18 protein-coding genes are annotated in these 19,767 nt (G+C 73.4%); 12 read left to right on the top strand and 6 right to left on the bottom strand.

Annotation, left to right across the window (positions count from 1 at the left end; translation table 11 throughout):
* Nucleotides 1-3: 3 nt before the first annotated feature.
* Together MLUT_RS21480 and MLUT_RS21485 are read right to left on the bottom strand one after the other, a co-directional pair.
* Nucleotides 4-1,293 (bottom strand): NAD(P)/FAD-dependent oxidoreductase, encoded by a 1,290-nt coding sequence (locus MLUT_RS21480; protein ID WP_010080109.1) that lies wholly within the window; start codon nucleotides 1,291-1,293, stop codon nucleotides 4-6.
* Nucleotides 1,290-1,619 (bottom strand): bifunctional 3-phenylpropionate/cinnamic acid dioxygenase ferredoxin subunit, encoded by a 330-nt coding sequence (locus tag MLUT_RS21485; protein WP_002857882.1) that lies wholly within the window; start codon nucleotides 1,617-1,619, stop codon nucleotides 1,290-1,292. The genes MLUT_RS21480 and MLUT_RS21485 overlap by 4 nt, the downstream gene beginning before the upstream one ends.
* Nucleotides 1,620-1,940: 321 nt before the next feature.
* On the opposite strand from MLUT_RS21485, the gene MLUT_RS21490 reads away from it, so the two are divergent.
* Nucleotides 1,941-4,028, top strand: coding sequence for a LysM peptidoglycan-binding domain-containing protein (locus MLUT_RS21490; RefSeq protein ID WP_010080108.1), 2,088 nt, complete (start codon nucleotides 1,941-1,943; stop codon nucleotides 4,026-4,028).
* Between the two features lie 286 nt (nucleotides 4,029-4,314).
* On the top strand, nucleotides 4,315-4,836 hold the full coding sequence (locus MLUT_RS21495) for an HPP family protein (protein ID WP_010080107.1): 522 nt from the start codon (nucleotides 4,315-4,317) through the stop codon (nucleotides 4,834-4,836).
* A gap of 104 nt (nucleotides 4,837-4,940) precedes the next feature.
* On the opposite strand, the gene MLUT_RS21500 is transcribed toward MLUT_RS21495, so the two are convergent.
* Together MLUT_RS21500 and MLUT_RS21505 are read right to left on the bottom strand one after the other, a co-directional pair.
* Complete coding sequence (locus MLUT_RS21500) at nucleotides 4,941-6,071, bottom strand: histidinol-phosphate transaminase (RefSeq protein ID WP_174260676.1); 1,131 nt, start codon at nucleotides 6,069-6,071, stop codon at nucleotides 4,941-4,943.
* 57 nt (nucleotides 6,072-6,128) lie between these two features.
* Nucleotides 6,129-6,857 carry an IclR family transcriptional regulator gene (locus tag MLUT_RS21505; protein WP_012751097.1) on the bottom strand — a complete coding sequence of 243 codons (729 nt, stop codon included), beginning with the start codon at nucleotides 6,855-6,857 and terminating at the stop codon, nucleotides 6,129-6,131.
* A 196-nt stretch (nucleotides 6,858-7,053) separates the two neighbouring features.
* On the opposite strand from MLUT_RS21505, the gene MLUT_RS21510 reads away from it, so the two are divergent.
* The gene (locus MLUT_RS21510) at nucleotides 7,054-8,967 is read left to right on the top strand and encodes an FAD-binding monooxygenase (RefSeq protein WP_010080104.1); all 1,914 of its coding nucleotides are present in this window, start codon (nucleotides 7,054-7,056) and stop codon (nucleotides 8,965-8,967) included.
* A 34-nt stretch (nucleotides 8,968-9,001) separates the two neighbouring features.
* Here the strand turns inward: MLUT_RS21510 and MLUT_RS21515 are convergent, their stop codons facing one another.
* Both MLUT_RS21515 and MLUT_RS21520 read right to left on the bottom strand, forming a co-directional pair.
* Nucleotides 9,002-10,534 (bottom strand): hypothetical protein, encoded by a 1,533-nt coding sequence (locus MLUT_RS21515; protein ID WP_010080103.1) that lies wholly within the window; start codon nucleotides 10,532-10,534, stop codon nucleotides 9,002-9,004.
* Complete coding sequence (locus MLUT_RS21520; RefSeq protein ID WP_010080102.1) at nucleotides 10,531-10,968, bottom strand: hypothetical protein; 438 nt, start codon at nucleotides 10,966-10,968, stop codon at nucleotides 10,531-10,533. The genes MLUT_RS21515 and MLUT_RS21520 overlap by 4 nt, the downstream gene beginning before the upstream one ends.
* Before the next feature lie 259 nt (nucleotides 10,969-11,227).
* Between MLUT_RS21520 and paaA the strand changes: the two genes are divergently transcribed.
* The 9 genes from paaA (at nucleotide 11,228) to MLUT_RS21565 (ending at nucleotide 19,761) form a co-directional block, all read left to right on the top strand.
* The gene (paaA, locus tag MLUT_RS21525) at nucleotides 11,228-12,235 is read left to right on the top strand and encodes a 1,2-phenylacetyl-CoA epoxidase subunit PaaA (protein ID WP_010080101.1); all 1,008 of its coding nucleotides are present in this window, start codon (nucleotides 11,228-11,230) and stop codon (nucleotides 12,233-12,235) included.
* 3 nt (nucleotides 12,236-12,238) lie between these two features.
* Complete coding sequence (gene paaB / locus MLUT_RS21530) at nucleotides 12,239-12,541, top strand: 1,2-phenylacetyl-CoA epoxidase subunit PaaB (protein ID WP_002857863.1); 303 nt, start codon at nucleotides 12,239-12,241, stop codon at nucleotides 12,539-12,541.
* Nucleotides 12,538-13,371, top strand: a complete 834-nt coding sequence (gene paaC / locus MLUT_RS21535; RefSeq protein ID WP_010080100.1) for a 1,2-phenylacetyl-CoA epoxidase subunit PaaC — start codon at nucleotides 12,538-12,540, stop codon at nucleotides 13,369-13,371. Before paaB ends, paaC begins: the two co-directional genes overlap by 4 nt.
* Entirely contained in the window at nucleotides 13,368-13,877 is a 510-nt protein-coding gene (paaD, locus tag MLUT_RS21540; RefSeq protein ID WP_010080099.1) for a 1,2-phenylacetyl-CoA epoxidase subunit PaaD, read from the top strand. The genes paaC and paaD overlap by 4 nt, the downstream gene beginning before the upstream one ends.
* Complete coding sequence (paaE, locus tag MLUT_RS21545) at nucleotides 13,877-15,046, top strand: 1,2-phenylacetyl-CoA epoxidase subunit PaaE (protein WP_010080098.1); 1,170 nt, start codon at nucleotides 13,877-13,879, stop codon at nucleotides 15,044-15,046. The genes paaD and paaE overlap by 1 nt, the downstream gene beginning before the upstream one ends.
* A 31-nt stretch (nucleotides 15,047-15,077) precedes the next feature.
* Nucleotides 15,078-15,863: an enoyl-CoA hydratase/isomerase family protein gene (locus MLUT_RS21550; RefSeq protein WP_010080097.1), complete on the top strand. Its 786-nt coding sequence runs from the start codon at nucleotides 15,078-15,080 to the stop codon at nucleotides 15,861-15,863.
* 231 nt (nucleotides 15,864-16,094) lie between these two features.
* Nucleotides 16,095-17,453, top strand: coding sequence for an MFS transporter (locus tag MLUT_RS21555; protein WP_010080096.1), 1,359 nt, complete (start codon nucleotides 16,095-16,097; stop codon nucleotides 17,451-17,453).
* Nucleotides 17,454-17,753: 300 nt separating this feature from the next.
* Nucleotides 17,754-18,971, top strand: coding sequence for a thiolase family protein (locus MLUT_RS21560; RefSeq protein ID WP_010080095.1), 1,218 nt, complete (start codon nucleotides 17,754-17,756; stop codon nucleotides 18,969-18,971).
* Nucleotides 18,972-18,975: 4 nt separating this feature from the next.
* Nucleotides 18,976-19,761, top strand: a complete 786-nt coding sequence (locus tag MLUT_RS21565) for an enoyl-CoA hydratase/isomerase family protein (RefSeq protein ID WP_010080094.1) — start codon at nucleotides 18,976-18,978, stop codon at nucleotides 19,759-19,761.
* Nucleotides 19,762-19,767: the final 6 nt, after the last annotated feature.

Here is a 19,767-nt window from a genome sequence, read left to right on the forward strand (position 1 = left end):
CCCTCACCCCCGCGCCAGCGACTTGACCGGCACGGCCGGGTCCGCGAGCGCGGCGGCGTCCACCACGATCCCCCGGTCGATGATGCGCCGGGCGGCCTTGACGGTCATGGGGTCGTCGATCGACGCGGCCCCGCGCAGGGTCCCGTCCGCGGCCAGGGCGAAGCTCGCCACCACGACGCCGCGCACCTCGCGGTCCACGATCCGCCCGCCGGCCGGCACCGTCATGTCCCCCACGGCCTCCACGTGGGCGTCGTGCCGGTCGGACCAGAACCACGGGGCGCCCGGGGCGTCCGCCTGCTCCCCCAGGATCGCCGCCGCGGCGGCCGCACCGGAACGCAGGGCCGGTTCCCAGTGCCGCGAGGGTGCCCACGCGGACTCCCGGGCGCGCGCGGCGTCGCCCACGGCCAGGATCCCGGGCACGGCAGTGCGGCCCATCGCGTCCGTGAGCACGCCGTCGGCCACCTCCAGACCGGCGTCCTCGGCGAGGGCGGTGTCCGGCACGGTGCCGCCGGCCAGCACCACGACGTCGGCGTCCACGGTCCGCCCGTCGTGGAGGTGGAGCCGGTGGGCGGCCGGCAGCGCGGCGCCGCCGTCGGCGTCCCGGTGCTCGATCCAGGCCGCCCGGCCGACCTCGACAGCGACCCCGTGCTCGGCGTGCATCCGGTGCAGGCGGGCGGCCAGCGCCGGCCCGACCGCCGCGCGAGCCGGGGCGTCCGTCCCGGTCACGAGCGTCACCGCGGCGAGCGAGCGGCGCGCCGCGGCCGCGACCTCCGCCCCCGTGAAGCCGCCGCCCACGACCGCCACCTCGGTCCCGAACGTCAAACGGTCGCGCAGGGCCTCGGCGTCGGCGCGGGTGCGCAGGGTGATCAGGTCCGGGTGGTCGGCGCCGGCGACGTCGAGGGCCCGGGGTCGCCCGCCCGTGGCGAGCACGACCGCGTCCGCGTCCAGGACCCGCCCGGAGGCCGTCTCCACCCGATGGGGCGCGGGGCCGCCGTCGGGGTGGACGCCGCCCGGCACCACCCGGACCGCCTCGTCCTCCACCAGCTCCACACCGTGCTCGGCGAACCACGCCGGCGGGGCGAGCAGCAGGCGGTGCGCGTCCGCGTCGCCGGTCAGGAACTCCTTGCTCAGGGGCGGCCGGTCATAGGGCACGCCCTGCGGGTCCACGAGGGCGATCCCACCCGCGAAACCGCGGCGCCGCAGCTCGCGGACCACGGCGAAGCCCGCGACGCCGCCGCCCACCACGACGACCGCGCCGGGCACGCCCGCCGGGGCCTCGACGTCGTGGCTCATGCGCCGGGGACGAGGTAGAGCTGGCCCTCGCGCTCCTCGACGCGGTGCACGCCGACGCCCTTGGTGGCGGGCAGGCAGAGCGCCTCGCCGGTGCGCAGGCAGAACTGCGCGGCGTGCAGCGGGCACTCCACGCGGTCGTCCTCGAGCCAGCCCTCGGCCAGCGAGGCGTCCTCGTGGGTGCACGTGTCGTCGATCGCGTGGAACTCGCCCGCGTCCGTGTGGAACACCGCGACGTCGTCCCTCGTCCCCGCCGTCGCCGCCGGGACGACGATCGCCTCGCCCTCCGGGACGTCCGCCGCCGCGCCGATGTGGATCGGCTCCGCCATGGTCTGCCTCCTCTGGTTCCCGGGCCGGGCGGCCCGTGGTGGTCTCCCGTCACCGTATCCCCCGGCGCGGACCCGGCACCCCTCCGCTGTGCTCCGCCCCGGCGCCACACCGCGCCCATCTGTGAATGGATGAACCGGACATCACCGGGGCGTGAAATGACCCGACAAGCCTCCGAGAAATGCTCCCGGCAATGGTCGATCACGCTACGATCACGACGGCTCTCCGGCCCTCATCCCGCCCGCACCACGCCACCGACCCGGGGATGCGGCACGGCCCGCGCCTGTCGTTCCTCGGGCACTCCACCTTCCGAAGGCATCCGCATGAAGATTCTCCCGCCGGGTTCCGCCGCGTCCCCCCGCCCGCTCGCGCCCGCCGTCGCGGTCGCCGCGCTCTCCGTCCTCGTCGGCGGCCTGCTCCCGCAGCAGCCGTCCGCGACCACGGAGGGCGCCCCCGACGCGCGCCCGCTCGACGACGCCGCCCGTGCCACGACCGCCGGGACGGCCACGACCCCCGCGTCGGCCGCTCCCGTCGAGGGCGCCGGCGTCGCGACCGTCCCGCAGGAGGGCGAGAACCTCGTCCCGGCCGAGGAGGCCCCGGCCGGCGTCGTGCTCGGCGAGCCCGTGGTGGACCGTCCGTTCACGGTGGCCGCCGCCGTGTGGGACGCCGCGGCGGACGACGCCGTCGAGCGCGTGGAGATCCGCGTGCGTCAGGACGGGGCCTGGGGCCCGTGGCAGGTCCTGGATCGGCCCGTCCTGCCCGAGGACGCCGCCCCCGCACGCACCGGCACGGACCCGTTCGTCGCGTTCGGCGCGGACGGCGCCCAGCTGCGCGTGACCACCGTGGACGGCGCAGCCCCGGCCGGCCTCGAGCTGTCCCTCATCGACCCGGGCACGGCCGCCACGGACGAGACCGTCGCGAGCGCGCACCCGGCGGTGGCCGCCGAGCAGGCCGCGGAGACGGCCGGCCTGCCCCGGGGCGTGAAGTCGAGCGCCGTCGTCGGGGGCGCCGCACCCGCCGAGGCCCGCACCGTGGCCACGGCCTCGGACGCGCACGCGCACGCGCACGCGCACGCGAAGATCCTCCCGGACGTGATCACCCGCTCACAGTGGGGCGCGGACGAGTCCTGGGCCGAGTCCTCCCCGCAGTTCGACCAGGTGCGCGCGCTGACCATCCACCACACGGCCGGCACCAACGACTACACGCGCGCCCAGGCCGTGGAGCAGATGCGCGGCGTCTACGCGTACTACACGAAGACCCTCGGCTGGGGCGACTTCCCGTACCATCTGATCACGGACCGCTTCGGCAACATCTACGAGGGCCGTCGCGGCGCCCTGGACTCGAACCCGCTGGGCACGCACGCGGGCGGGTTCAACCGGGGCACGATGGGCATCTCCACGATGGGCAACTACGACGTGGTCGCCCCGTCCGAGGAGGTGGTGGACGCGATGGCCCGCGCCACCGCCTACTACCTGTACCGCGACGGCATCGACGCGCGGGGCCGGGTCACCCTGACCTCGGGCGGCAGCACGAAGTACGCCGCGGGTACGCCCGTCACCGTGGACACGATCTTCCCGCACCGGGCCACGTCCGCGACCGCGTGCCCGGGGCAGCACCTGATGGCCCGCTTCGACGACCTGCGGGACCGCGCCGAGGCCATCGCGACGGCGGCCGGCCAGCCGCCGGCACCGACCACCCCGGCTCCGACGCCGGCCCCGACGACCGCGCCGTCGACCGCCGGCACGTACACGGTGCAGCCGAACGACGGCTGGTGGACCATCGCCCGCCGCACCGGCGTGCCCGCGGCCACCCTCCAGGAGCTCAACGGCATGACCGAGTCGACCGTGCTCCACCCGGGCATGGTGCTGCGCACCGTCGCCGACCCGACCGCCCCGGAGCCCACCCCCATCACCACCGGCACGTACACGGTGCAGCCGAACGACGGCTGGTGGGTCATCGCCCGACGGACCGGCGTCAGCGCCGCGGAGCTCCAGCGGCTCAACGGCATGGCGGCATCCACCGTCCTGCACCCGGGGATGGTGCTCATCACGGCCGCCACGGCGCCGGCCTCCACGCCCGCGCCCGCTCCGGCCCCCGCCCCGGGCACGTACACGGTCCGCGAGGGCGACGGCTGGTGGATCATCGCCCACCGCACCGGCGTGACGATGGAGACCCTCCAGCGCCTCAACGGCATGACCGCGACCACCGTGCTGCACCCGGAGATGGTGCTGCGGACCGGCCAGACCGCCTCCGCCCCGGCGCCCTCGCCCGCCACGTACGTGGTCCAGGCGAACGACGGCTGGTGGCTCATCGCCCAGCGCACGGGCGTCTCCATGGAGCGCCTGCAACGCCTCAACGGTATGACGGTCTCGACCATGCTCCACCCGGGCATGGTGCTGCGCACCGCCTGAGCACCCCGCCGGGACGACGTCGGCCCGCACCTTCGCGCGCAGGTGCGGGCCGACGTCGTCGGTTGAGTTATCACCGGTCGTAGGCCGCCGCACCCGGGATAAGTCAACCGGCGTTCCCCCGAGGCACGAGTGGCACGCCGAGGACGCCCTCGTGGCGCTGCGCCGCTGAGCTGCCGTCACAGTCCCGGCCTCTCCGCCCCCGGGCGCCCCCGGACCCCGCCCGCGGCCTACCCTGGAGGAGCCCGACCCGGGCCGCGACCGAGTCACGAGGAGATGAGACGAGCGCATGACCCGCCTGCCCGGTCTGCGTCGCCCGCGGTTCCTGGACCCGTGGCGCCGCCCGCTGGCCCCCCGTCTGCCCTGGCACGTGGTCCTCGCGGCCTCGATCGCGGGGGCACTGACCATCGCCACCCTCAGCCTCGGCGAGGACCTGGCCTCCGTGCCGCTGCTGGTGGGCGCCTTCGGCTCGTCCTGCGTGCTCGTGTTCCTCGTGCCGCACGGCCCGCACTCCCACCCCGCCAACGTGCTCGTGGGGCACGTGGTCTCGGCCGCGTGCGGGATCGCCGTGATCTCCGTGCTGCCCCTGACCTGGTACTCGCTCGCGGCCGGCATGGGCCTGGCCATGGCCGTCATGGCCGGGCTCCGTGTGATCCACGCCCCCGCGGGCGCCACCGCGCTGACGGTCATGCTGAGCAACGCGGACTGGGACTACCTGGTCACCCCGGTGCTCACCGGGGCGCTGGTCCTCACCGCGTGCGCGCTGCTGTACCGCCGCCTGATGTGGCGGGTGATCGGCCCGCCGGGGTGAGCCCACGCCGGGCCAGGGCCGCCACGGTCAACCCCGGACGTTCCGCGTAGAACGCGGAGAGGACCCGGATCAGCCGGCCCAGCGTGCCGCTCACCCCCGCCGACTCACTTCAGGAAGTCGCGCGCGACCTCCAGGAAGCGGTCGTTGGCCTCGACCTCGCCGATGCTCACGCGCACGCCCTCGCCCGCGAACGCCCGGACGGACAGGGCCTGGGCCTGGGCGGCCTCGGCGAACTCCTGCGTGCGCTCGCCGAGCGGCAGCCACACGAAGTTGGCCTGCGAGGCGGGCAGGTCCCAGCCGGCCTCGGCCAGGGCGGCGGCGACGCGCTCGCGCTCGTCGACGACGACCTGCACGCGCTCGAGGACCTCATCCAGGTGCTCGAGCGAGGCGATCGCAGCCTCCTCGGCCACCGTGGACACCGCGAACGGGGTGGCCACGGTGCGCAGGGCCTTCGTGATCTCCGGCTGCGAGACCGAGTAGCCCACGCGCAGGTTGGCCAGGCCGTGGGCCTTTGAGAAGGTGCGCAGCACGACGACGTTCGCGTGCTTGCGGTACATGTCCAGGCCCTTGACCGCGTCCTCGTCCCGGACGAACTCCACGTAGGCCTCGTCGATGACCACCAGGATGTGCTCGGGCACGCGCGCCAGGAAGTCCTCGACCTCGGCGGTGGTGAGCACGGGGCCGGTCGGGTTGTTGGGGGTGCAGAGCAGGATCACCCGCGTGCGCTCGGTGATCGCGTCCAGCATGGCCGGCAGGTCGTGGCGGTGGTCCGCGGTGAGCGGCACCTGCACATCCACGGCGCCGGCGGTGCGCACCACGATCGGGTAGGCCTCGAAGCTGCGCCACGCGAAGATCACCTCGTCGCCCTCACTGGCCTCGCCGTGGCCGGCGAAAGTGGTGATGACCTGGGCCAGGGCGCCGAGGGAGCCGGCGCCGGTCACGACGTCGTCCGCCGGGACGTCCAGGTGCGCGGCCAGGGCCTGGCGCAGGCCGGTGGAGAGGGTGTCCGGGTAGCGGCAGAGCGTGCTGGGCGCGCCCTCCGGGCCGGTCACGACCTCGCGCACCCGCTCGATCACGCCGGGCACGGGGGCGAACGGGTTCTCGTTCGACGAGAGCTTGTAGGGCTGCAGGCCCGGGACCGCGACCGGCGGCTTGCCGGCAGCGTACGGCGGGAGCATCCCGACCTTCTTGTGCGGGGCGACCACGGCGGGCGCCTGCTGTGCGTCATCAGTCATGGCCACCAGGGTAATGCGGGCCGCGGACACTGTGAGCCGCCCCACGGGTCCCGGGGATCAGGCTGCGCCGAACTCGGCGGCCACGGCCCGGGCCGCCTGCTCGAGCCGGTCGCCGAGGCGCGCGGGGTCTTCGGGCCGCGTCGCATAGACCACGGCGAGGGCGGCGGGCAGCTGACCCGGGGCCTGCAGCGGCACGGCGACGGAGGAGACGCCGGTGATGACCTCGTCGGTGCTGACGGCCCAGCCGCGCTCCCGCACGTCCTCGAGCTCGGGCCGCTCGGGCGGGGCGTCACCGTGCAGCCGTACCCATTCCTGCCCGGGCAGGGCGACGGCGATCGCCATCCCCGGCGCGCCGACCCCGAGGGGATGCCGTGTCCCGGGCCGCTGGGTGACGAGGTTGCCGCTGGGCGGCTCGGCCGTGGCCAAGGTGAGGCAGTGCGCGCCGTCCCACACCACAAGGAACGCGGTCATGCCCAGGTCGGTGGAGACGGCGGTCAGGTGCGGCATGGCCGCCGCGCGCAGGTCCTGCTCCACCCGGCGGGCGAGGACGGCCAGGCCGGGGGCGGCGTGGACGCGGCCGAGGCCGTCGCGGCGCAGCAGGCCGTGGGCCTCGAAGGTGCGCAGCACGCGGTAGGCCACCGAGCGGTGGACCCCCAGACCGTCGGCGAGGTCGGCGATGGTGGGCGGCTCGGGCGCCTCCACGACCGTCTCGAGCAGCGTGAGCGCGCGGGAGAGCGTCTGGGAGGGCGCGCCCTCCCGGCCGGGGCCGCCGTCGTGCTCTGTCATCCGTGCTCCTCACCGCGTGTGCCGGACGCGACGCGCCCGGGGCGTCATAGACCCGCGCACCGATTGTGAACGCAGTCACGTCGGCGTACAGTCTGGCACACACGTGTTCCCAGGGGGAACGCCGTGTTCTCTGAGAGAACACACTCCGGGTGGCACGCGCGCCGCGCAGCGACATCCCCCGCAGCGAAAGGACCCCATGCTCTTCCACCACCACGGCTATGTCTCCACGAACCCGCGCGTCCAGGTGGCGGCCGGCATCGGCCTCGACCGCCCCGCCGAGCTGCCCGACGAGATGGACGTGCTGATCGTCGGCTCCGGCCCGGCCGGCATGATCGCCGCCGCCCAGCTCGCGATGTTCCCGGACGTCCACACCCGCATCATCGAGCGCCGCCCCCACCGCCTCGAGATCGGCCAGGCCGACGGCATCCAGGCCCGCTCCGTGGAGACCTTCCAGGCCTTCGGCTTCGCGAGCGAGATCATCGACGAGGCCTACGACCTGACCTCCATGGCGTTCTGGAACCCGGCCGCTGACGACGCGGACACGATCGTGCGCACCTCTCTGGCCGAGGACGACCCGGAGGGCATCTCCGAGTTCCCGCACCTGATCGTGAACCAGGCCCGCATCCTGGACTGGTTCGCCGAGTACATGAAGAACTCCCCCACCCGCGCGGAGCCGGACTACGGCTGGGCGTTCGAGGGCCTCGAGGACACGACCGAGGGCGAGTACCCCGTGCTCGTGACCCTGCGCCGCACCGTGGACGCCGAGGGCAACGCCCTCGAGGACCCGGCCTCGGGCCCGACCCGCCAGGTGCGTGCCAAGTACGTGGTGGGCGCGGACGGGGCGGGCTCCCGCGTCCGCAAGTCGATCGGCCACGCCCTGTCCGGCGACGCCGCGAACCACGCGTGGGGCGTCATGGACGCACTGGCCGACACGAACTTCCCGGACATCCGCACCAAGTGCGCGATCCACTCGTCCAGCGGCTCGATCCTCCTGATCCCGCGCGAGGGCGGCCACCTGTTCCGCATGTACGTGGACCTGGGCGAGGTCCCGGCGGACGACAACCACAAGGTGCGCCAGACCCCGCTCGAGGAGATCATCCGCCGGGCCCAGCAGATCCTGCGCCCCTACACGCTGGAGGTGAAGGAGGTCGCCTGGCACTCGGTGTACGAGGTGGGCCACCGCCTGACCTCGGGCTTCGACAACCGCGAGCGCGTGGACCACCCCAACGTGTTCCTGCTCGGCGACGCCTGCCACACCCACTCCGCGAAGGCCGGCCAGGGCATGAACGTGTCCATGCAGGACGGCTGGAACCTGGGCTGGAAGCTGGGCCAGGTGCTCTCCGGGATGGCCCCGGCCGAGCTCGTGCCGACCTACTCGGAGGAGCGCAAGGAGATCGCCAAGAACCTGATCGACTTCGACAAGGAGTGGTCGACGCTCATGGCGAAGCCCACCTCCGAGCTGGGCGACCCGAACGAGGTGGCCGAGTTCTACACGAAGACCGCCGAGTTCCCGGCCGGCTTCATGACGGAGTACCAGCCCTCCCTCCTCACCACGGACGCCACCGGCCAGGCGCTGGCGCAGGGCTTCCCGATCGGCAAGCGCTTCAAGTCCGCCCTGGTGGAGCGCTCGTGCGACACCAACGTCAAGCACCTGGGCCACCTGCACCGCGCGGACGGCCGCTGGCGTGTCTACGTGTTCGCCGACGCCGCCTCCCCGCGCGCCGAGGACTCGAAGGTCGCGGCGTGGGCGAAGGCGATCGAGGAGGACCCGCACTCGTTCCGCAACCGCCACACCCCGTCGGACGGCCCCGAGGACGCGCGCTTCGACGTCAAGGTCGTGTACCAGCAGAAGCAGACCGAGTTCGCCCACCCGGACGTGCCCTCGGTCTTCCGGCCGACCACCGGCCCCCTCGGCCTGCACGACCTGAACAACATCTTCGCCACGTGCCAGCCCAAGCACGGTGAGGACATCTTCGAGGCCCGCGGCATCAGCCGTGACGGCGCCGTCGTCGTGGTCCGCCCGGACCAGTACGTCTCCGGCGTCTTCGGCCTGGACGAGGTCGACCGCCTGAACGCGTTCTTCGCGGGCGTGCTGCTCGACGCGAACTGAGCGGGCGGCGGCAGGCACCCCGCCGCCGGTGCGCTCACCGGGATCCCGGGGGCAGGTGGCCCCCCTCCGGCGGCGTGCGACGCAGGCGCACCGCCCGACTCGAGGCCACGGTCCCCGCGGTCAGCCCGGCCAACGCGGCGGAGAGCCCGGCGACCTCCGCCCGGGCCGCGGGCTCGGCGGCCTCGAACTGCCGGATCAGGTTCACCTGGCCCTCGAAGTCGTGGGCGGCGTCCAGGTCGCCCTTCACCGCCGGCGGAGAGCCGGTCCGGAAGCCACCCCCGGGCACGTCCCACCCGTGGCCGGCCGGGTGGAAGACCACCTCGGCCCGGCGCGACGAGACGGGGGTGGGCGCCCCGTCCGCGGCGACGGCCAGGTCCCCGTCCGAGGAGAACTCCAGCACCGCGGCCCGCCCGGTCTCCACCGCGTTGCCGGACGGCGCCGCGATCGTCATGACGCCGGCCACGGGGTACACGGACGTGAAGTCCTCCCGGCCGGCCAGGTTCACGGCGTGCACCCCGCCCTGGGAGTAGCCGGCCAGGACGAGCGGGGCGCCGTGCGGGACGCCGGCCGCCTCGAGCGCCGCCCGCACCGCCGGGGCCGTGACCTCGGACTCGGAGCCGAGGGCGTCCAGCAGTCCGCCGGCGTCCCACGGGTCGGTCGACTCGGGATCCGGGATCAGGCCGCCGCGGGTGCCCGGCAGGCCCACCACCCAGGCGCGGCTCCCGTTCTCCCGCACCACCTCCGTGACCGTGAGGTCCCCGTCCCCCTCCCCACGCGGGATGAGAGAGGCCAGCCCCGTGGCCGAGCCGTCCAGCAGGGCGGGCGCGGTCGGCCGGTCCTGCGGCGCCCCGTGCGGGGTCACCGCGCCCCGGGGCGCCGCGCCGGCGAGGGTCAGGGCGTCCGCCGCCACGGTCCACGCCTCGTCCGGGGAGACCCGCAGCGCCTCGGTGAGGTCCGACGCGGCGTCCGTCCCCTTCTTCGCCGCGGTGGAGACGGGCCGCTTCAGCACGCGCTTCTGCGCCCTCGTCAGCATCTTCACGTCGATCCGTGCCAGGGCCGCGAGCAGGGGGAACCCGGTGGCCGCGAGCGCGGCGGACACGATGGCCTCGGGCACCGCCTGGACGAGGTCCTGCACGAGCCGCTCCGCCTCGCGGGTGGTGAGGCCGTCATGGCCGTCCCGCCAGAGCAGCGCCGGCAGCTCCCCCAGGGAGGCGTCCTCGGCGGCCATGATGCCGGCCGCCGCGCGCTCGGCCTCCTCGTAGCGGGCCGCCGCGGAGAGCAGGTCGCGGTGCAGCTCGGCGCACTGCTCCGACAGGCTCCGCACCCGACCGACCGCCTCCACCAGCCGTTCCTGCAGCAGGGCGGCGGAGGCGAGCCACGTGGCCGACCGGCCCAGCCCGAAGGCGGCCGCGTCGACCTGCCACGAGGCTCCGGCCGCCTCTTCGGCGGCGTGCTCGTGCCGCCCGGCCACGACGCGCATCTCCTCGGCCTCCGCGTAGATCGAGCCCGGTCCGCCGTGCGTGCTGAAGGCCACCGCCCCCGGGCCGGCACCCCGCCCGCCGGTCACGCCGCCACCGCCAACGAGCGCAGGACGGCCAGCGCCGTCTCCTCGGCCGCCTGCTCCCGGGCCTCGGCGTCTCGGCGTGCGTCCTCCGCCTCCCGCTCGGCGGTGGCCCGCAGGGCGAGCCACTCCCCGGCCTCCCGTTCGAGCTCCGCCGCCAGGGTCGCCGCCCGCCGCACGGCCTCCCCATAGGCGCCGGCGGCCTCCCCGCGCCATGCCGTGTGCATCGCCGAGCGCACGTCCGTGGCGGCGCTGACCAGCCCGCCCAGCGCCGTGCGCAGCTGCGTCTGGGCCACGGCGAGGTCGGCGAGGGCCTGCTCGGCGGCCTCCCGCTCGCGCCGGGCGGGGTCGGCCCACGCGGCCAGGCGGGCGGCGTCGTCGTCGAGTCCGACGGCCCGCAGGGCCGTGGCGATCTGCTGAGGTCCGATGAGGGGTGGCATGCGGCCACCGTAGGGAGGGCCCGGGTCCCGCGACCGCGGCGCGGGGCGGTCCGGGGATGGGGGACGCCGTCGGAACGCCTGTGCAGGAGCCAACCCTCCCGCACCGTCCCGGCGGCCGCATCGCACCCGGGTCGCACCGGCTCCGGCGTGTTGACCGAGGTCACACCCTGGCCTATCCTGAACGAGCGGTCAGTAATTCGGTGCGCCCCGGTGCGCCCTGACCACGGAACCAGCCCGCACTCAGCGTGAGGTGATCCCCATGACGCAGACCAGCTCCCCCCAGCACCTGGCCTCCGTCCCGTCCCCCGAGGATGCGGCCGGCCAGGAGAACTTCGATCGCCTGATCGCGGAGGACTCGCGCATCGAGCCCCGCGACTGGATGCCCGAGGCGTACCGCAAGTCCCTGACCCGCCAGGTCTCCCAGCACGCCCACTCCGAGATCATCGGCATGCAGCCGGAGGCCAACTGGATCACCCGCGCCCCCTCCCTGAAGCGCAAGGCGATCCTCATGGCCAAGGTCCAGGACGAGGCCGGCCACGGCCTGTACCTGTACTCCGCCGCCGAGACCCTCGGCACCCCGCGGGACGAGCTGAACGAGCAGCTGCTCTCCGGCCGCGCGAAGTACTCCTCGATCTTCAACTACCCGGCCCGCACCTGGGCGGACATGGGCGCGATCGGCTGGCTCGTCGACGGCGCCGCGATCTGCAACCAGGTGCCGCTGTGCCGCGCCTCCTACGGCCCGTACGGCCGCGCGATGGTGCGCGTCTGCAAGGAGGAGTCGTTCCACCAGCGCCAGGGCTGGGAGATCCTCTACAAGCTCTCGCACGGCACCCCCGAGCAGAAGCAGATGGCCCAGGACGCCGTGGACCGCTTCTACGGCCCCGCCCTGCAGATGTTCGGCCCGCCGGATGATGACTCCCCCAACTCCCGCCAGTCCATGGCGTGGAAGGTCAAGCGCTTCTCCAACGACGACCTGCGCCAGCGCTTCGTGGACATGATCGTCCCGCAGGCCGAGGCTCTCGGCCTCACCCTGCCGGACCCGGACCTGAAGTGGAACGAGGAGCGCGGCCACTACGACTTCGGCGAGCTGGACTGGGACGAGTTCATGTCCGTGATCAAGGGCGACGGCCCCATGAACACCCAGCGCATGGCCCGCCGCATCCAGGCCCACGAGGAGGGCGCCTGGGTCCGCGAGGCCGCCGCCGCCTACGCCCGCCGCCAGGCCGAGCAGAACGCGCCGGCCGAGACCCACCTGATCGGAGCCTGACCCATGAGCGAGACCACCGCCGCCTCCCACGCCTGGCCCCTGTGGGAGGTCTTCGTCCGCGCCAACCGCGGCCTCTCCCACGTGCATGCCGGTTCGCTGCACGCCCCGGACGCCACCCTGGCGCTGCGCAACGCGCGGGACCTGTACACCCGCCGCAACGAGGGCACCTCCGTGTGGGTCGTCCCGGCCGAGGCCATCGCGGCCTCCGACCCGGACTCCAAGGGCGGCTTCTTCGAGTCCCCGCAGGGCAAGTCCTACCGTCACGCCACCTACTACCAGCAGTCCGAGGGGGTGCCGCACCTGTGAGCTTCGCGACCAACGACTCCGCCACGAAGCACTCCGCGGGCGTGGCCATCACCGCGGAGGAGATCGCGGCCGGCGAGCAGAAGACGAGCGACGACGTCGCCCGCTACGCCCTCGCCCTCGGTGACGACGCCCTGATGCTCGGCCAGCGCCTGTCCTGGTGGATCTCGCGCGCCCCGGAGCTCGAGGAGGACATCGCCCTGGGCAACATCGCCCTGGACCTCGTGGGCCACGCCCGCTTCCTCCTCTCCTACGCCGGCACGGCGTGGGGCAGGACCGAGGACGAGCTCGCGTACTTCCGCGACGAGGAGGAGTTCCGCTCCGTCCGCCTCGTGGAGGCCGAGAACGGCGACTTCGCCAAGACCATCGCCCGCCAGCTGTACTACTCGTTCTACTCGTACGAGCTGTACACCCGCCTGCGCGAGTCCACGGACCCCACGCTCGCCGCCATCGCGGACAAGGCCCTCAAGGAGGTCCTGTACCACCAGGACCACGCCGCCCTGTGGCTGCAGCGCCTGGGCCTGGGCACCGAGGAGTCGAAGCGTCGCATGCAGCGCGGCCTGGACGAGCTGTGGCCCTACGTGGCTGAGCTCTTCCACGACGACGACGTCGTCCGCGCCCTCGCCGAGCAGGGCGTCGCCGTGCTGCCGTCCTCGCTCGAGGAGCCGACGATGACCCGCATCCGCGCGGCCATCGAGGAGGCCGGCCTGACCGTCCCGACGACGGGCACCGCCCGCGGCGGCGACCGTTCCGGCGCCATGAGCGAGTACCGCGGGTACATCCTCGCGGAGATGCAGTCCCTGGCGCGCCGTCACCCGGGAGCGACCTGGTGACCACCGCCGGCGAGCTGCGCCCCGCCGATCCCGCCGATGCGCGGGTCTGGGATGCGGCCTCCACCGTGCACGACCCGGAGATCCCCGTGCTGTCCATCGCGGACCTGGGGATCCTCCGGGAGGCACGGGTCGAGGGCGAGAGGGCCGTCGTCGTCATCACGCCCACCTATTCCGGCTGTCCCGCCATGGACACCATCACCACGGACGTCGCCCGCGCGCTCGGGCGCGCCGGGTTCCCCGACGCCGAGGTGCGCCTGGTGCTCCAGCCGGCGTGGACCACGGACTGGATGACGGACGAGGGCAAGGCCAAGCTCAACGAGTACGGCATCGCCCCGCCCGTCGCGCGCACCACGGACGGCCCGGTCCGGATCGGCATGGCCGTGAAGTGCCCGCGCTGCCACTCCCTGAACACCCGCGAGATCACCCGCTTCGGCTCCACCTCCTGCAAGGCCCTCTACACCTGCCGGGAGTGCCTCGAGCCCTTCGACTACTTCAAGGTGCACTGATGACCGAGACCACCGACGCCCCCACCACCGGCAAGCGCCGCGCCACGTTCAACACCCTCGAGGTGTCCGAGCTGCGCCGCCTGACCGACGACTCCGTGGAGGTCACCTTCGCGGTGCCCGAGGAGCTCGCCGACGACTACGACTACGTGCCGGGCCAGTACGTGGCCCTGCGCAAGGAGCTCGACGGCGCCGAGGTGCGCCGGTCCTACTCGATCTGCGCCGTCCCGAAGCGCGGTGAGATCCGCGTGGCCGTGAAGAAGGACATCGGCGGCAGGTTCTCCACGTGGGCCAACGAGAGCCTCGAGGTCGGCGAGAAGATCGACGTGATGAACCCGCAGGGCGCGTTCACGTCCCGCACGCACGTCACCTCCCTCAACGACGCCCAGAAGGTGGCGGCGGAGAAGGTCGCGGAGAAGAAGGACACGCACCTGGTGGCGTTCGCGGCCGGCTCGGGCATCACCCCGATCATGGCGATCGCCAAGGCCGTGCTCGCGGCCTCCGAGACCTCGCGCTTCGACCTGGTCTACGCGAACCGCTCCGCCATGGACGTGATGTTCGCCGAGGAGATCGGCGACCTCAAGGACAAGTACCCGGCCCGGTTCACGGTGCACCACGTGCTCTCCCGAGAGCAGCGCGTGTCCCCGCTGCTCTCCGGCCGCATCGACGAGGACAAGCTCACCACCCTCCTGGACCGCGTGATCGACGTGGAGGGCACCGACGAGTGGTTCCTCTGCGGCCCGTTCGAGCTCGTGCAGCTCACCCGTGAGACGCTCGCCGCCCGCGGCGTGTCCGAGGACGACGTGCGCTTCGAGCTGTTCACCACCGGCCGCCCGGAGAACCCGCAGGGCCACTCCGGCCGCGTGGTGGAGGTGGACCCGAAGGGCGACAACGTGACCATCGAGTTCAACCTCGACGGCCTCACCGCCAAGGTCGAGTCCCCCAAGTCCGCCCACGAGACGGTCCTCAACGCCGCGCTGCGCGTCCGCTCGGACGTGCCCTTCGCGTGCGCCGGCGGCGTGTGCGGCACCTGCCGCGCCAAGGTCGTCGACGGCGCGTACGAGATGGACGAGAACTACGCGCTCGAGAAGGACGAGGTGGAGAAGGGCTACGTGCTCACGTGCCAGACCCGCCCGACCTCCGACTCGATCACGCTCGACTTCGACGCCTGAGCGCCCGCCCACGAGACCGAAGGAGCCCCCGATGATCGAGATCACCGTCGAGAACGGCGTCGCCGAGATCGTGTTGGACGCCCCCCAGAGGATGAACGCCCTGGACGATGCCGCGCTGGCCGAACTCCAGGCCGCCTACGAGCGGGCCGCCGCCGGCGTCGAGTCCGGCGAGGTCCGGGCCGTGCTGCTGCGCGGCGAGGGCCGCGGCTTCTGCGCGGGCCGCGACATCTCCGCCGTGGTCCCGGCCGAGGACGACGCCACCGCCTACCTGCGGGACAGGGTCACCCCGGTGCTGCGGGCCATGTCCGAGATCCCGGTGCCCACCTTCGCCGCGGTGCAGGGCGCCTGCCTGGGCGTGGGCCTCGGCCTCGCGATCGCCACGGACGTGGTGTACGTGGCCGAGGACGCGAAGATCGGCTCGCCGTTCGCGAACCTCGGGGCCACCCTGGACTCGGGCGGCCACTGGCTGTTCACCGAGCGCCTGGGCGCGCACCGCACCCTGGACCTGATCTACACGGCCGAGCTCCTCTCGGGCGCCGAGGCCGTCCAGGCCGGGCTGTTCTCCCGGGCCCTGCCCGCGGACGAGCTGCTCGAGTTCACCCGCGCCAAGGTCGCCCAGGTGGCCTCCGGCGCGACCCTCGCGTTCCGCGCGTCGAAGGAGCTCGTGGCCCAGGTCCGCGACCACCGTGTGGGCCTGTGGGAGTCCCTCGGCGCGGAGAACATCGCCCAGGGCGAGCTCTGCGGCACCGCCGACTACGCCGAGGGCTTCCAGGCCTTCCAGGAGAAGCGGAAGCCGGAGTTCACCGGCCGCGGCTGAGCCGCCGCACCCCGCCACCGACGACGGCGCCGCACCCTTTGCGTGAAGGGCGCGGCGCCGTCGTCGTCCCGGCTTGGCCGCGTCACATTCCCGTCATCAGCTGGGATCGTGGCGTGAGTCACAGAGGATCGTATACGGTGACGGGTGTCACTTCCCGACCGATCGGTCGGGAACCACACCGTCCCGCCGCCGTCTCACGGTCGGCCGCCGCCCCGCATCCCAGGAGCATCCATGAGCCACACCGTCGCATCCCCCGCGGCGACCGCCCCCGCGCGTGACCGCCGCGAGGAGCGCAAGGTCATCGCCGGCACCGTCGTCGGCACCACCATCGAGTGGTACGACTTCTTCATCTTCGCCCAGGCCACCGCACTCGTCTTCGCCGCCCTCTTCTTCCAGCCGATGGGCGAGAACGGCTCCCAGATCGCCGCGTGGGCCACCCTCGGCATCTCCTTCCTCATCCGCCCGCTCGGCGCGATCATCGCCGGCCACCTCGGCGACCGCTTCGGCCGCAAGTTCGTCCTGTCCCTCACGCTGATCGGCATGGGCCTGGCCACCACCCTCATCGGCCTGCTGCCCACCTACGCCCAGATCGGTGTGTGGGCCCCGATCCTGCTCGTCGTGCTGCGCCTGCTGCAGGGCCTGTCCGCCGGCGGCGAGTGGGGCGGCGCGGCGCTGCTGTCCGTGGAGCACGCCCCCCACGGCAAGCGCGGCCTGTTCGGCTCCGCTCCGCAGATCGGCGTGCCGCTGGGCATGATCCTGGCCACCGGCGTGCTGTTCATCGTGCGCTCCACCATGTCCGAGGAGCAGTTCCTCGCCTGGGGCTGGCGCATCCCGTTCCTGATCTCCGTGGTGCTGATCGTCGTCGGCTACCTGATCCGCAAGGCCGTCGAGGAGTCCCCGGTCTTCAAGGAGATGCAGCAGCTCAAGGTGGACGAGTCCGCCCCGCTGGGCGAGCTCTTCCGGCACCACACCAAGGAGGTCATCCTCGCCGCCGTGATCTTCGCCGCGAACAACGGCGTCGGCTACCTGCTCATCGCGTGGTTCTCGAAGTACGGCGGCCCGAAGGGCCTGGGCATGACCTCCTCCGAGGTGCTCATCGCGAGCCTCATCGGCGGCGTCGGCTGGTTCATCTTCACCCTGCTCGGCGGCTGGGTCTCGGACAAGATCGGCCGCAAGCTGACCTTCGTCCTCGGCTACGGCTTCCTGATCGTCTGGGCCTTCCCGCTGTTCGGGCTGCTCAACACCGCGTCTCTGCCGCTGTTCTCGCTGGGCCTGTTCGTTCTGACCCTCGGCCTGGGCCCGTCCTACGGCCCGCAGTCGGCGATGTACGCCGAGATGTTCCCGGCCCGCGTCCGCTTCTCCGGCGTCTCCATCGGCTACGCGCTCGGCACCATCATCGGCGGCGCCTTCGCCCCGCTGATCGCCGACCAGCTCGTGAAGACCGGCTGGGAGAACGTGGCCTGGTACATCATCGCGATCTCCGCGGTCTCGCTCATCGCCGTCCTGTTCGTCCCCAAGGGCATCCAGGACCGCGAGCTGCACGATGAGCAGGTCGTGGCCACGCGCTCGAACCCGGTGGTGCCGGCCTGATCCGGCCCGCCTGACGGGCTGCGCCCGTCCCCACCCCACGACGACGGCGCGTCCCCCTCCGGAAGGGCGCGCCGTCGTCGTGCGGTGCGCGGGCCGGACCGGACCGGCGCCGAGGCCCGCAGACACGCCGCCACGTCGGGGACGAAGCGGCGGGTCTGCGGGCCTCAGCGCGGGGCGCGCTGTCCCGTCACACCCGCCCCCGCAGTTGACCCCCATCACACCGGCCCGGGATACTGAACCTGAACGCACGGTCGGTAATTCGCCGCGCCCGCCCCGTCGTCGGTCACTCAAGGAGTCTCCATGTCCGCACAGTCCCAGGCCCTGCTCGTCGGCGGTCGCCGCACGCCCGTCGGCAAGTACGGCGGTGCCCTCTCCTCCGTCCGCCCCGACGACCTCGCCGCCCTGACCGTCAAGGCCGTGATCGAGGACGCCGGCATCGACCCGTCGGTCGTGGACGACGTCATCCTCGGCAACGCCAACGGCGCCGGCGAGGAGAACCGCAACGTCGCCCGCATGGCCTGGCTGCTGGCCGGCTTCCCGGACACCGTCCCGGGCATCACCGTGAACCGCCTCTGCGCGTCCGGCATGTCCGCGATCGGCATCGCCACCGCGATGGTGCGCTCCGGGATGGCCGACGTCGTCGTGGCCGGCGGCGTGGAGTCGATGTCCCGCGCCCCCTGGGTGATGGAGAAGCCGACGACGGCGTTCGCCAAGCCCGGCGCGGCCTTCGACACCGCGATCGGCTGGCGCTTCGTGAACCCCCGCTTCGCGGACGGCGAGTTCGGGGAGAAGTTCACCTTCTCCATGCCGGAGACCGCCGAGGAGGTCGGCGAGGTGGACGGCATCACCCGCGAGGACGCCGACGCCTTCGCCGCCCGCTCGCACGAGCGCGCGCTGGCCGCCATCGAGGCCGGCCGCTTCACGGACGAGATCGTGCCCGTCGTCGTCACGGGCCGCAAGGGCGCCGAGACGGTCGTGGACACGGACGAGGGCCCCCGCCCCGGCTCCACCCCCGAGGTGCTCGCCGGCCTGCGCCCGATCATCAAGCCGGGCGGCGTGGTCACCGCGGGCAACTCCTCCTCCCTCAACGACGGCGCCTCGGCGATCCTCGTCGTCTCCGAGCGGGCCGCGCAGAAGTACGGCCTGACCCCGCGGGCCCGCGTCGTGGAGTCCACCTCGGCGGGCCTGGCCCCCGAGATCATGGGCCTGGGCCCCGTCCCGGCCACCGAGAAGGCCCTCGAGCGCTCCGGCTGGTCCGTGGCGGACCTGGGCGCCGTCGAGCTCAACGAGGCCTTCGCCACCCAGTCCCTGGCCTCGATGCGGCGCCTCGGCCTGGACCCGGAGACCGTCAACGCCGACGGCGGCGCGATCGCCCTGGGCCATCCGCTCGGCTCCTCGGGCTCGCGCCTCGTGGTCACGCTGCTCGGTCGGATGGAGCGCGAGGGCGCGGACAGGGGCCTGGCCACGATGTGCGTGGGCGTGGGCCAGGGCTCCGCGATGCTCGTCGAGAAGGTCTGAGCGCATGGACGACTTCAGCCACTTCACGGCACTGCGCGTCGAGGAGCGTGAGGACCGCGTCCACGCGCGCATGGACCGCCCGGGCGTGCGCAACGCGATCGACCAGACCATGGTCGACGAGTTCCACGAGCTCTGCGCCCACCTCGAACGCGAGCCGAAGATCCTGATCATCTCGGGCACGCAGGTGGAGTCGAAGCGCGAGCCGGGGACGTTCTCCGGCATCTTCGCCTCCGGCGCGGACATCGGACAGCTGCGCGAGCGCCGCCGCGACGACGCCCTGCGCGGCGTGAACTCGCAGGTCTTCGACCGCATCCACCGGCTGCCCATGCCCGTGATCGCGGCGATCGACGGCTTCGCCCTCGGCGGCGGCGCGGAACTGGCCTACGCGGCCGACTTCCGCATCGCCACCCCGGCGCTGAAGATGGGCCAGCCCGAGACGAGTCTGGGGATCACCGCCGCTGCGGGCGCCCAGTGGCGGCTCAAGGAGCTGGTGGGTGAGCCCGTGGCCCTCGAGCTGCTGCTCGCCGGACGGATCCTGGACGCGCAGGAGGCCCTCGAGCTCAAGCTCGTCACCGAGCTGCACGAGCCGGAGGCCCTCCTCGACGCCGCCGACGCCCTCGCCGACCGCATCGCGCAGCAGGATCCGCTGGCGGTGCGGCTGTCCAAGCGCGTCTTCCACCTCCCTCGCGAGGCCCACCCCCACGTGGACGAGATCGCGCAGGCCATCCTGTTCGAGTCCGAGGCCAAGTTCGAGCGCATGCAGGCGTTCCTGGACCGCAAGAAGAAGTGAGGACTG

Origin of the sequence: Micrococcus luteus NCTC 2665 (assembly GCF_000023205.1) — a bacterium.
Taxonomy (GTDB): Bacteria; Actinomycetota; Actinomycetes; order Actinomycetales; family Micrococcaceae; genus Micrococcus; species Micrococcus luteus.

Bases quoted from the DNA above. Each gene is read 5' to 3' on its own strand.
- MLUT_RS21505 (WP_012751097.1), bottom strand. From the start codon at position 6,857: ATGACAGAGCACGACGGCGGCCCCGGCCGGGAGGGCGCGCCCTCCCAG.
- MLUT_RS21560 (WP_010080095.1), top strand. From the start codon at position 17,754: ATGTCCGCACAGTCCCAGGCCCTGCTCGTCGGCGGTCGCCGCACGCCC.
- MLUT_RS21550 (WP_010080097.1), top strand. From the start codon at position 15,078: ATGATCGAGATCACCGTCGAGAACGGCGTCGCCGAGATCGTGTTGGAC.
- MLUT_RS21500 (WP_174260676.1), bottom strand. From the start codon at position 6,071: ATGACTGATGACGCACAGCAGGCGCCCGCCGTGGTCGCCCCGCACAAG.
- MLUT_RS21565 (WP_010080094.1), top strand. From the start codon at position 18,976: ATGGACGACTTCAGCCACTTCACGGCACTGCGCGTCGAGGAGCGTGAG.
- MLUT_RS21485 (WP_002857882.1), bottom strand. From the start codon at position 1,619: ATGGCGGAGCCGATCCACATCGGCGCGGCGGCGGACGTCCCGGAGGGC.
- MLUT_RS21480 (WP_010080109.1), bottom strand. From the start codon at position 1,293: ATGAGCCACGACGTCGAGGCCCCGGCGGGCGTGCCCGGCGCGGTCGTC.
- paaE (WP_010080098.1), top strand. From the start codon at position 13,877: ATGACCGAGACCACCGACGCCCCCACCACCGGCAAGCGCCGCGCCACG.
- paaA (WP_010080101.1), top strand. From the start codon at position 11,228: ATGACGCAGACCAGCTCCCCCCAGCACCTGGCCTCCGTCCCGTCCCCC.
- paaB (WP_002857863.1), top strand. From the start codon at position 12,239: ATGAGCGAGACCACCGCCGCCTCCCACGCCTGGCCCCTGTGGGAGGTC.
- MLUT_RS21490 (WP_010080108.1), top strand. From the start codon at position 1,941: ATGAAGATTCTCCCGCCGGGTTCCGCCGCGTCCCCCCGCCCGCTCGCG.
- MLUT_RS21555 (WP_010080096.1), top strand. From the start codon at position 16,095: ATGAGCCACACCGTCGCATCCCCCGCGGCGACCGCCCCCGCGCGTGAC.
- MLUT_RS21510 (WP_010080104.1), top strand. From the start codon at position 7,054: ATGCTCTTCCACCACCACGGCTATGTCTCCACGAACCCGCGCGTCCAG.
- MLUT_RS21495 (WP_010080107.1), top strand. From the start codon at position 4,315: ATGACCCGCCTGCCCGGTCTGCGTCGCCCGCGGTTCCTGGACCCGTGG.
- MLUT_RS21520 (WP_010080102.1), bottom strand. From the start codon at position 10,968: ATGCCACCCCTCATCGGACCTCAGCAGATCGCCACGGCCCTGCGGGCC.